Raw genomic sequence first — 11,427 nt, 5'->3', positions numbered from 1 at the left:
CAGACGGATCCGGCCGGCTGAGGCACGCACGACACGACACACGCCCACACGACGAGAGAGCACATGGACTTCGCGACGACGCTCGACCAGGCCTTCAAGGCTCGGCTGCCGCTGCTGTACCTCGAGACCAGCGAGGAGGTGCGCGCGGTGCAGGCACTCGCACACGCGGCCGATCGGCAGCGCACGGCCCGCCCCGTGTGGACGTGGAGCTCGGCGACCGGGCTCGTGCACCCGAAGGACGGCGTGGTGGAGGGCACGACGAGTCCGGTCCGGGCGCTCGACCACGCCGCACAGCAGGCGGACGCCGGAGTGTTCGTCTTCCACGATCTGCACCTGCACTTCGGCGGCGAGGGGCGCCCGGGCGATCCGGCGATCATCCGCAAGACGCGCGAGACGGCCGTCGACTTCCGGCACGGCGACGCCGCACGCATGCTGATCCTGACCTCGCCCGTGCGCGTCATCCCGCCCGAGCTCGACACGCTCACGACGCTCGTGGAGTTCCCGCTGCCGACCGCCGACGAGTTGCGCGGACTGCTCGACGACATGATCGACACGAACCGCAAGGTCAAGGTCGAGGCGACGCCGGACGAGCGCGAAAGGCTCGTGAACGCGGCGCTCGGCCTCACGATGCACGAGGCGGAGAACGCGTTCGCGCGCGCGATGGTCGACGACGGCCGGCTCACGGCGCTGGACGTCGAGGTCGTGCACGACGAGAAGCGCCAGGCGGTGAGCAAATCGGGGCTGCTCGACTTCCTCGATCCGGGCCTGGATCTCGACGACGTCGGAGGACTCGGCAACCTGAAGCGCTGGCTTTCGCGCAGGCAGGGCTCGTGGCTCACGAAGGCTCGCGAATTCGGCCTGCCCTCCCCCAAGGGCGTCCTCATCACGGGCGTCCCCGGCTGCGGCAAGTCGCTCACGGCGAAGGCCACCGCGGCATCGTGGGGACTGCCGCTGCTCCGGCTCGACGTGGGCCGGATCTTCTCGGGCCTCGTCGGCTCGAGCGAGCAGAACCTCCGCACGGCGATCGCGACGGCCGAGGCCGTCTCTCCGTGCATCCTGTGGGTCGACGAGATCGAGAAGGGCTTCTCCGGCGTCGCCGGTTCGACCGACTCCGGCACCTCCGCGCGCGTGTTCGGCTACTTCCTGACGTGGCTGCAGGAGAAGACGCGGCCCGTCTTCGTCGTCGCGACCGCGAACAACATCGACCAGCTGCCGCCGGAGTTCCTGCGCAAGGGGCGCTTCGACGAGATCTTCTTCGTCGACCTGCCGAGCCTGACCGAGCGCCGCGTGATCTGGCGGATCCAGCTGTCCTCGCGCGCGCGATCACGCAACGGCCTCGAGGCGATCGCCGCCGACGGCGCCGCGATCGACCGCCTCGCAGCCGCCAGCGAGAACTACTCGGGCGCCGAGATCGAGCAGGCGGTGGTCGCCGCCCTGTACGAGGCGTTCGCGGCGCAGCGCGAGGCGACCGTCTCGGACCTTGAGCTGGCGATCCAGAACATGATCCCGCTGTCCGTCACGCAGTCCGAGGACGTGCAGGCCATCCGCGAGTGGGCGAGCGTCCGTGCGGTGCGCGCGACGGCCAGCGAGGACCTTACGCGCGACGAGCAGGCGGACGAGCTCGCCGCCCCCGCCGCGGTGCCGATCGCGAGCGGCCGCGGTGGCCGGACGGTCGATTTCTGAGGGAGGGATCCGGATGACGCAGAAGCAGCTGATCGTCCGCGTGCGCGCGGACGGCACGATCGACGCCGAGACGGTCGGCATGTACGGCGCCGAGTGCCTGGATTACTTCGACGCACTCGAGGACCTGCTCGGCGCGACGACGAGCGGATCGGCCTACACGGCCGACTTCGACCGCGTGTCCGCCGAGGACGAGACCGGCGTGGCTCGCGGTGTCGGCGACGGGCAGGGCGCGTGAAGCCCGCTCCCGTGCTGCGCGCGGACCCGCCCGTCTCACGCGACGGCGCGCGCCTGCGCTGGTCGAGGTTCGTGCCGGCCTCGGACGCCGAGGGCCCCGGTCGCCGAGCGGCGCTGTGGCTGCAGGGCTGCGACGTGCGCTGCCCCGGCTGCTTCAATCCGCACCTGTGGGCGCATCGCGGCGCGCGGCTGGACGATGTCGCCGAGGTCGCGGCGTCGTTCGCGGCCGAGGCCGTCTCGGCCGGCTCCGAGGGGCTCACCCTGCTGGGCGGCGAGCCGTTCGACCAGGCCGCCGCCGCGGCGCCGGTCGCGGAGGCGTTCCGCGCGGCCGGGCTCACGGTCATGACCTTCACGGGCTACACGCACGCTCAGCTGACGGGCTGGGCGCCCGCGCGCGCGGACATCGCCCGCCTCCTCGAGGCGACCGATCTCCTCGCGGACGGTCCGTACCTGCGCGACCAGCCCGATCCGGACCGCCCGTGGATCGGATCGCGCAACCAGGGGCTGCGTGCACTCACGCCCGCCTATCGCGACGCGGTCCAGCGGATCGCGCGAGGTGCGGGAGCCCGCGACCGAGTCGAGATCCGGGTCCGCGCCGACGGTCGGGTCGACGTCAACGGCTGGGCGGATGACGCCGCGCTGGAGGCTCTGCTTGACGACCTCGGCGTGCGGGCGGACGCTCCCGCCGTGGTGGCCGCCGCCTCCTCATCCACCGCGGCTGCGGCCGCCCGACGAACGGAGCTCATCGGATGAGCGTCACGATCTCCCTGATCCCCCTCGCGCTCGCGGCCGCAGGCGTGTTCTCGGCTGCCGGCGCCGCCGCCGCGGGCGATGCCATCGAGGCGCGCGGGGGCGAGCGTGCCGTCGCGATGCGCACGCGGCTGAAGGATCGCGGGCTTCTCGAGCAGGCCCTGTCCGACATCGGCGCGAGCGACATCGCGGTCGCCGACGAGGTGACCGCCATCGTCGACGACATCCGGCTCGCGATGACCCGGGACGAGGACGGCATCTGGCAGGCGCACCTGACGGGCGACCTGTCGGACGCGGCGCTCACCGAGCGCGGCACGCGGCTGCTCGCCGAGCTCGACGCGGCCTATGCCGCGCGCGTGCAGCAGGCGGTCGCGCAGCGGATCCGGGAACGGGCGGGCGACGCGGGCTTCGAGCTCGCGTCCGAGCACCGCGAGGGCGACACGGTGACCATGACGCTGACCGTGAAGGACCGGATCTGACGTGACGACGCCGGCAGCGCAGCAGCGAGCGGGATGGGTGTTCCTGCTCGTCGTGAGCCTGTGGCTCGTGCCCGTGTTCGGCGGGCCCGCCTGGTCGTGGCTCGGCTTCGGCGCCGCCGCCGTGATGAGCGCGAATCCGCGGCTGTGGTGGCCCGGCATCGGGTACACGCTGCTCGGGTTCATCTCCATCGTCATCGAGGACGAGTTCTCCGGCGACGGGGTCGCGCTCGTCGTGCGCACACTCGCATGGGCGGCGTGCGTCGTGCACGGCCTCGTGGTCTATCCCGGCGTGCTGCGCCGCATCGCCGCCGGCGGGCTCGGAGCCGGCCGCACGACGAACGGCACGCGCGGACGCCGCGGCGTGCAGACCGGCCGGCGGAGCCGCGGCGATCGCGATGCCCAGGCGACTCGGCACCGCCGCGAGCCCGCGGCGCGCGAGCGCCCGCGCCCCGATCCGGTGCCCGAGGAGGCTCGCGGTCTCGCATCCGAGGCGGCATCGGCGCGGTCGTCGCTCGTCGCGGACGCGCCCGCCCCGGCACGGCCGACGGTCGACGTGAACACGGCCTCCCGGCGCGAGCTGGCGCGCCTTCCCGGGATGGATCGCCGCACGGCCGCGGTCGCGCTCGCGGAGCGGGAGCGCCGCGGCGGTTTCGCGTCGCTCGACGACTTCGCGCGCGCCGCAGGCCTGCAGCCGCACGAGGCCGTGCGGCTGCGCGCGCACGCCTTCTGCTCGCCGAGGCCGCGGCCCAAGCGCACCTTCGCCCGGCGCGTGGATCTGTAGATCCGGATCGGTCGATGTCGCCGCGACGCCATAGGCTCGGAGCATGACCGGCCACTCGCCTTCGACCACGCTGCGCTGGGGCATCCTCGCCACGGGCGGCATCGCGCACGCGTTCGCGTCCGACCTGCGCGCTGCCGGGCTCGACCTGGTCGCGGTGGGATCCCGCTCGCAGGCGTCGGCCGACGCGTTCGCGGCGGAGTTCGACATCCCGCGCGCGCACGGCTCGTACGAGGATCTCGCGGCCGATCCGGAGGTCGACATCGTCTACGTGTCGACGCCCCACCCGATGCACGCCGAGAACGCGCGCCTGGTGCTCGAGGCGGGGAAGCACGCGCTCGTCGAGAAGTCGTTCACCGTGAACCGCGCGGAGGCGGCCGGTCTACGCGACCTCGCGGCGCGCAGGGGTCTGCTCGTCATGGAGGCCATGTGGACGCGGTATCTGCCGCACATGGCGCGCGTGCGGGAGATCCTCGACGCCGGCACGCTGGGCGAGGTCCGCACGGTGTTCGCCGACCACACGCAGCGGATCACGGACGATCCCTCGCATCGCCTGAACGCCCTCGCGCTGGGTGGTGGGGCGCTGCTCGATCTCGGGATCTATCCCATCTCGTTCGTGTGGGACGTGCTCGGCGCGCCCGAGACGATCAAGGCCGTCGCGCGCCTGGGCGACACGGGCGCAGACGCCGAAGTCGCGACGGTCATGACGCACGGTTCCGGCGCGGTGTCGACGACCGTCTCCTCCTCGCGCGGCTCGGGACCCAACACGGCCCACGTCGTCGGCACCCAGGCGCGGATCGACATCGACCGCGTCTGGTACACGCCCACGTCGTTCACCGTCACGGCGCCGGACGGGTCTCTCATCGAGCGGTACGAGTCGCACGTCGAGGGTCGCGGCATGCAGTACCAGGCGCTGGCGGCCGAGCGGTTCGTCGCCGAGGGCCTGCTGCAGGGCGATGTCCTGCCGATCGACGAGTCGGTCGCGATCATGGGCACGCTCGACGAGATCCGCCGGCAGATCGGCGTGCAGTACCCCGGCGAGAGCTGATCCGCGTTCGTCCGACCGACCCCTCCCTCAGGAAAAGGACAATGGCCGAAACCTCCGACGCCCGCGTGGCGGTCTATCTCGACTTCGACAACATCGTCATGAGCTGGTACGACCGCGTGCACGGTCGCAACTCGTACAGCAAAGACCGGCAGAAGATCGCCGAGGATCCGACGGATCCGGAGATCGCCGCCAAGCTGGCGCTCGCGACGATCGACGTGGGCGCGATCATCGACTACGCGGCGTCGTTCGGCACGCTCGTGCTGACACGCGCGTACGCCGACTGGTCGTCGCCCGTGAACGCGATCTACCGGTCCCAGCTCGTGGGACGCGCGGTCGATCTCGTGCAGCTGTTCCCCGCCGCCGCGTACGCCAAGAACGGCGCCGACATCCGGCTCGCGGTCGACGCCGTGGAGGACATGTTCCGCCTGCCCGACCTCACGCACGTCGTGATCGTGGCGGGCGACTCCGACTACGTGCCGCTCGCACAGCGCTGCAAGCGGCTGGGACGCTACGTGATCGGCCTGGGAGTCGCGGGATCCACGGCCAAGTCGCTCGCCGCGGCGTGCGACGAGTTCGAGGCGTACGACACCCTGCCGGGCGTCACCGTGCCCAAGAAGCCGAAGGCGCCCGGCAAGGCGGCCGAGGCCGAGACGACCGAGACGTCGGCGAGCCAGCGCAGCCGCCGCGCATCGCGCGCGAAGCAGACCCCGCCGCCCGACGAGGACACCCTGGTGCCGTTCGACGAGATCCCGCCGGAGGATCTGCACGCGGCGGCCTCCCGCCTGCTCGAGCGCGCCCTGCGCCTCGGGCGCGACAAGGGCGACGACGCCGAGTGGCTGCACACGTCGGCGGTCAAGCAGCACATGCGCCGGATGGACCCCTCCTTCAGCGAGAAGACCCTCGGCTTCCGCTCCTTCACCGACTTCGTGAAATCGCGTGAGCAGCTCGCCGAGGTGCAGGAGAGCGGTCACGAGCGCCTGGTGCGGCTGAGGGACTGACCACACGCCTGCTCCCCCGCTTCGGCACGCTCGTTCAACGGGACGGTCGATGCGTGAAAGCGGTTTCTCGGCTAGCGTGAAGACGTGCGCCGGTACCTCCTCGACCTCGGACCGTTCCGCACCTCCCCTGCCTATCTCCGCTTCTGGATCAGCGGCGTCGTCGGCGGGATCGGCGTGCAGCTCACCGCGGTCGCGATCGGCATCCACGTCTATGAGCTGAGCGGCTCGACCGCCGCCGTCGCTCTGGTGGGCGGACTGGCGCTCGCGCCGATGATCGTGATGGGCGTCATCGGCGGCGCGATCGTCGACGCCTTCGACCGGCGTCGCGTGCTGATCGTCGCCTCGTCGATCTCCTTCGTCGCGCCCCTCGGCATCGCGGCGCTGGCGTGGGCGGAGGTCACGGACCTGTGGCCGTACTACGTGTTCACGACGCTGTCCTCGACGATGGGAGCGCTCGTGGGGGCGGCGCGCTTCGCGATCCACCCCCGACTCGTGCCGCGTGAGCAGCTGCCCGCCGTCGCGGCGCTCAGCGGGCTGAGCGCCGGACTGCAGGCCGCGCTCGGCCCGGCCCTGGCCGGCATCCTGGTCGCGACCGTCGGCTTCGCCTGGACCTACTCGATCGACGTGGCGCTGTTCCTCGTCGGCTTCTGGGGCATCGTGTCCCTGCCGGCGATCCTGCCCGAGGAGCGCTCCGAGACCGGGTGGGCGGCCGTCGCGTCCGGGTTCCGCTTCCTGCGCGGCGCGGGCAACCTGCGCACCGCCATCTGGCTGCAGCTCGTGACCTTCCTGTTCGGACGCAGCTACGCCATCCTCCCGGCCGTCGGCGCCCTCGTCGTGGGCGGGGACGCGACGGTCGTCGGGCTGCTGACGGCGGCCGGCGCGGTGGGAGTGATCCTCAGCGGCCTGCTGTCCGGACGCCTCGGGGGCGTGCGCCGCCACGGGGCCGCGGCTACCGCGGGCACGGTGGCGATGGGTGCGGCCGTCGCCGTGTTCGGCGGCCTCCTGCTCGCTTTCGACGCGACCGGCGCACCGGCCTCGGAAGTGCGGCCCGACATGGTCGCCCTCATCGCGCTGTGCGCGGCGCTCGCGCTCGTGGGCGCCGCCGACAATGTGGCGGGCATCTTCCGCACGACCATGATGCAGTCCGCGACACCCGACGCGCTGCGCGGCCGACTGCAGGGCATCAACACCCTGGTGCTGACGGCGGGTCCTCGGGCGGGCGATGTCTACGCCGGCCTGCTCGCCGCGGGCGGCATCCTCTGGCTGCCGCCCCTGCTGGGCGGGGTCGTGATCGTGGCACTCGCCCTGCTGGCCGCGCGCCTGCGTCCCACCTTCCGCCACTACGACGCCCTGGAGCCCGTGCCATGACACCCCCGCAGACCACTGCCGACCGCCCGCGCAAGCTCGAGCGGATCGCGCGCATCCTCGACGACCGCGGGACGGACCGGATCCTGCTCACGCAGCCCGAGAACCTCGCGTGGCTGCTGGACGGGGCGCGCACCGGCGTGCCGCTCGGCGGCCCGCCGGTGTTCTCCGCGACCGTGCATCGCGACGGCGAGATCGTCGTCACGGCTCTCGCGAACGAGGCCGAGCGCCTCGCGACCGAGGAGATCGGCGGGGCGCGCATCCGCGCGGTCGACTGGTTCGGCGACCTCGGCTCGCCCGATGTGCTGACGGACGCCGACGTCGCCGACGACCTGCGCGACGCTCGCGCGCGGCTCCTGCCCGTCGAGCGCGAGCGCTACACCGCGCTCGGCCGCGACATGGCGCGGGCGATGACCACCGTGCTGCGCGAGGCGCACCCCGAGACGACCGAGCGCGACCTCGCCGCGGCTCTCGCCTTCGCGGTCATCGCCGCCGGCGCGGAGCCGGCTGTGCTGCTCGTGGCCGGCTCAGCGCGCGGGAGCGTCCCGCATCCCCTCCCGACGGACGCGCCCATCGGCCGCCGCGCACTGGCGGTGCTCACCGGCCGTCGGCACGGCCTGCACGCGAGCCTCAGCCGCTGGGTGTCGTTCGGGGAGGCCGAGCCGGACGCGCAGCGAGCCGTCCGGGAGGTGGAGGCCGACGTGTTCGCCGTGACCCGTCCGGGAGCCGCGCTCGCGGACATCCTGGACGGCATCCGCGCCGGCTACGCGCGCCACGGCCTCGGCGAGGACGGCTGGCTGCGACATCACCAGGGCGGCCCCGCGGGCTATGCGGGCCGCGACCCGAAAGTGTCCCCCGGCGTCGCGGGCCGCGTGAGCGCCGGGCAGGCCTTCGCCTGGAACCCCTGGGCGCCCGGCGCGAAGATCGAGGACACCGTGATCGCGGACGCCGACCGCATCGACGTCCTCACGGTCGACCCGGCCTGGCCAACGGTGGACGTGCGCGGCCTCGCACGCCCGATCGACCTCGACCTGTCCTGACCCCGGAGACCCCATGCGCCTCGACGACATCCAGATCCGCGACCCCTTCGTACTGTTCGACGCGGACACCGCCCGCTACCACCTGTTCGGCAGCACGGACGCGAACATCTGGTCGGGACCGGCGACCGGGTTCGACACGTACTGGAGCGACGACCTCGTCCACTGGCACGGCCCCACGCCCGCCTTCCGGCCCACGCCCGCCTTCTGGTCGCACACCCAGTACTGGGCCCCCGAGGTCCACCGCCACGGCGACGCGTTCTACATGTTCGCGACGTTCACCGCGGAGGGCCTCCGGCGCGGAACGCAGGTGCTGCGCTCCGCACGCCCCGAGGGCCCGTACGAGCCGTGGTCCGACGGGCCGCTCACCCCCAGGGACTGGGAGTGCCTCGACGGCACGCTCCACGTCGAGGACGGCACGCCGTACCTCGTGTTCTGCCACGAATGGAAGGACGTGGGCGACGGGGAGGTGCACGCGGTCCGCCTGACGGGCGACCTGCGCGCGACGGTCGGTGACCCGATCCTGCTGTTCCGCGCGTCCGAGGCCCCCTGGGCGCGATCGATCCCGCGCCCGGAGTTCCCGCAGGTGTACGTCACCGACGGGCCGTCCATGCACAGGACGGCGGACGGCCGCCTGCTCATGCTGTGGTCGAGCTTCGGCGACACGGGCTACGCGATGGGCGTGGCGACATCGGCTTCGGGACGGATCTCCGGCCCGTGGGTGCAGGCGGAAGAGCCCATCTGGCCTGCGGACGGCGGCCACGGCATGATCTTCGCCGACGCTGTCGGGCGGCTGTATCTCACGCTGCACACGCCGAACGCGACCCCGGACGAGCGGGCGCGCTTCTTCCCCCTCGAGGAGACCGCGGACGGTCTGCGGCTGGCGTGAGCCGCGACGCCGATCGCGCTCGTCAGGCCGAGACCGGCGCGAGCCCGGACGGCGTCTCGATCAGCAGCTCGAGGTCTGCCGGAGCCGGCCAGCCCGGCAGCTCGTGCACGCCGCGGCCCTCGTCCATCCACTCGGCCTGCTGGTCGTCCGTCCACGCACGGCCCTCGCTGATCGACAGCGTCGACAAGCGCCCGCCGAGCACGGTCAGATAGAGCTCGAACGTGCGACCGTCGAGTGCGGAGAACGACCCGACCACGGGGAAGTTGGCGTCTCCGGGGACGGCCGCGGGCATCCCGTCGGGCACCTCGAAGCCGATGCCCGGCCAGAACGCGTCGGGCTCGGGACCCTCGTAGGGCACGGCCTCGGCCGCGGCGAGCTGCGCGCGCAGCTCCTCGGCGCCGAAGCCCTCCGTCGCACCGAGAAGCAGCTCGGCGAGCGCGCGCACGTCGTCCGGCACGGCGATCGTGCCGACCTGCCCCTCGGCGTCCCCGGCGATCCCGTCGGGGTCCGCCGCGGGCGGGCGCAGGCCGGCGAGCCACGTGGCCGCGGCGAGCACGGCCGAGCCCAGAGCCATGACGACCCGCGGGCGCGTGGCGCCCCGGCGGGTGATCGCTTCGTGGATGCGCGCGTCGAGACCCTCCGTCACCTCGGATGCCGCCACCAGCGCGCCCGCGGCGCCGACGCTGTAGCCGCCGCGCGCGGCGGGGGCGATCTCGTCCGCCGCGTCGGTGCGCAGGGTCGCCCACGCCGTCCACGCACCGAGCGCCGCCATGGCCCCGCGGTACAGCAGCCGCCCGCGCGGCGACAGCGTGCGCGGGTCGATCAGCATGATCAGGCCGTTGGCCGCCGTCCAGACGACGCCGTGCTCGATGCTGCGGGTGTCGTTGAGGCGGGAGAGCGAGGCACGGAGCGAGACGGGCATGGCTCCACGCTATCCGGCGACCGCGACGCCGCGAGCCTCACGCCCGGGGCACGTAGCGGACGGGCTCGAACGCGCCCGCCACCGCAGCGCGCAGCGTCTCGAGATCCCCCGGCACGAGACCGGCCGTGCGCGCCTGCACGAGCAGGTTGCCGATCGCCGTGGCCTCGACGGGGCCTGCCAGCACGGGCAGTCCCGCCCGGTCGGCGAGGCGCTGGCACAGCAGCGTGTTGAGCGCTCCCCCGCCGACCACGTGGATGGACTCGACCGGCACGCCGGACAGTTCGGAGGCGGTCGCCACCGCCTCCGCGAAGGCCAGCGCGAGGCTCTCCACGATGGATCGCGCGAACTCGGCACGCGACGACGGCACGGGCCGGCCGTGGCCCCGCAACCATGCGGCGATCCGCGCCGGCATGTCGCCCGGCGCCAGGAACACGGGATCGTTCGCATCGAAGGCGCCGACCGAGCCCGGCACGTCAGCGGCCTGGGCCAGCAGCGCGGGCAGATCGATCCGCTCGCCCGCCTCGTCCTCCCACGCGCGCACGGTCTCGCTCAGCAGCCACAGCCCCATGACGTTGTGAAGGAAGCGCACCCGGCCGTCCACGCCGCCCTCGTTCGTGAAGTTCGCCTCGCGCGCGGCGTCGGTGAGAACGGGCCGCTCGGTCTCCACGCCGACCAGACCCCAGGTGCCGCACGAGATGTAGGCGGCGCGGTCGGCGCGCATGGGCACGGCGACGACGGCCGACGCGGTGTCGTGCGAACCCACGGCGACGACCGGCGCCTGTCCGCCGAGCTCGGACGACACGTGAGGCAGCAGCCCGCCGAGCGTGGCGCCCGGATCCACGAGTCCCGGCAGGATCGATCCGGGCACGCCGATCCGCTCGGCCAGCTCGCGGTCCCACTCGCGGGTCGTGACATCCAGCAGGCCCGTGGTGGACGCGTTCGTGCGCTCCGCCACGCGCGCGCCCGTGAGCAGCCATCCCACGAGATCCGGGATCAGCAGCATGCCGTCGGCGAGCCCCAGCGCGTCGCCCTCCGCAGCGAACTGATACAGCGTGTTGAACGGCAGGAACTGCAGGCCGTTGCGGCCGTACAGCTCCTCGAACGGCGCCACGGCGTGCACGGCCTCCACGCCCGCGGCCGTGCGGTCGTCACGGTAGTGGAAGGGCACGCCGAGCATCCGCTCTCCCCGCAGCAGCGCGTAGTCGACCGCCCACGAGTCCACGCCGATCGACGCCAGCACGGGC

12 protein-coding genes are annotated in these 11,427 nt (G+C 73.1%); 10 read left to right on the top strand and 2 right to left on the bottom strand.

The genetic code is table 11. The features are described from left to right. Positions 1-63 precede the first annotated feature (63 nt). From RIF89_RS06560 to RIF89_RS06515, 10 genes are all read left to right on the top strand, one after another. On the top strand, positions 64-1,683 hold the full coding sequence (locus tag RIF89_RS06560; protein WP_309068334.1) for an AAA family ATPase: 1,620 nt from the start codon (positions 64-66) through the stop codon (positions 1,681-1,683). A gap of 13 nt (positions 1,684-1,696) precedes the next feature. Continuing rightward, positions 1,697-1,918 (top strand): DUF2997 domain-containing protein, encoded by a 222-nt coding sequence (locus RIF89_RS06555; protein WP_309068333.1) that lies wholly within the window; start codon positions 1,697-1,699, stop codon positions 1,916-1,918. Continuing rightward, positions 1,915-2,670 carry a 4Fe-4S single cluster domain-containing protein gene (locus RIF89_RS06550; RefSeq protein WP_309068332.1) on the top strand — a complete coding sequence of 252 codons (756 nt, stop codon included), beginning with the start codon at positions 1,915-1,917 and terminating at the stop codon, positions 2,668-2,670. The genes RIF89_RS06555 and RIF89_RS06550 overlap by 4 nt, the downstream gene beginning before the upstream one ends. Then, a complete protein-coding gene (locus tag RIF89_RS06545; RefSeq protein WP_309068331.1) occupies positions 2,667-3,146 on the top strand; it encodes a hypothetical protein in 480 nt (159 codons plus the stop codon). The genes RIF89_RS06550 and RIF89_RS06545 overlap by 4 nt, the downstream gene beginning before the upstream one ends. A 1-nt stretch (position 3,147) precedes the next feature. After that, positions 3,148-3,927: a helix-hairpin-helix domain-containing protein gene (locus RIF89_RS06540; RefSeq protein ID WP_309068330.1), complete on the top strand. Its 780-nt coding sequence runs from the start codon at positions 3,148-3,150 to the stop codon at positions 3,925-3,927. 43 nt (positions 3,928-3,970) lie between these two features. Then, a complete protein-coding gene (locus tag RIF89_RS06535; RefSeq protein WP_309068329.1) occupies positions 3,971-4,972 on the top strand; it encodes a Gfo/Idh/MocA family oxidoreductase in 1,002 nt (333 codons plus the stop codon). A 41-nt stretch (positions 4,973-5,013) separates the two neighbouring features. Next, positions 5,014-5,970, top strand: coding sequence for an NYN domain-containing protein (locus RIF89_RS06530; RefSeq protein WP_309068328.1), 957 nt, complete (start codon positions 5,014-5,016; stop codon positions 5,968-5,970). 84 nt (positions 5,971-6,054) lie between these two features. Beyond that, complete coding sequence (locus tag RIF89_RS06525; protein ID WP_309068327.1) at positions 6,055-7,338, top strand: MFS transporter; 1,284 nt, start codon at positions 6,055-6,057, stop codon at positions 7,336-7,338. Further along, positions 7,335-8,375: a M24 family metallopeptidase gene (locus tag RIF89_RS06520; protein WP_309068326.1), complete on the top strand. Its 1,041-nt coding sequence runs from the start codon at positions 7,335-7,337 to the stop codon at positions 8,373-8,375. Before RIF89_RS06525 ends, RIF89_RS06520 begins: the two co-directional genes overlap by 4 nt. A gap of 13 nt (positions 8,376-8,388) precedes the next feature. Next, positions 8,389-9,261 carry a glycoside hydrolase family 43 protein gene (locus tag RIF89_RS06515; protein WP_309068325.1) on the top strand — a complete coding sequence of 291 codons (873 nt, stop codon included), beginning with the start codon at positions 8,389-8,391 and terminating at the stop codon, positions 9,259-9,261. Positions 9,262-9,283: 22 nt separating this feature from the next. Here RIF89_RS06515 and RIF89_RS06510 read toward each other — a convergent pair whose 3' ends face one another. Then, on the bottom strand, positions 9,284-10,183 hold the full coding sequence (locus RIF89_RS06510) for a hypothetical protein (protein WP_309068324.1): 900 nt from the start codon (positions 10,181-10,183) through the stop codon (positions 9,284-9,286). Positions 10,184-10,220: 37 nt separating this feature from the next. Further along, positions 10,221-11,427, bottom strand: a 1,207-nt coding sequence (locus RIF89_RS06505) for a rhamnulokinase family protein (protein WP_309068323.1), incomplete at its 5' end; no start/stop codon positions are given.

The sequence above is a fragment of the Microbacterium sp. genome (genome assembly GCF_031178525.1).
Classification (GTDB): domain Bacteria; phylum Actinomycetota; class Actinomycetes; order Actinomycetales; family Microbacteriaceae; genus Microbacterium.
The sequence above is the reverse complement of the archived record's forward strand: the minus strand, read 5'-3'. Positions and strand labels throughout refer to the sequence as shown.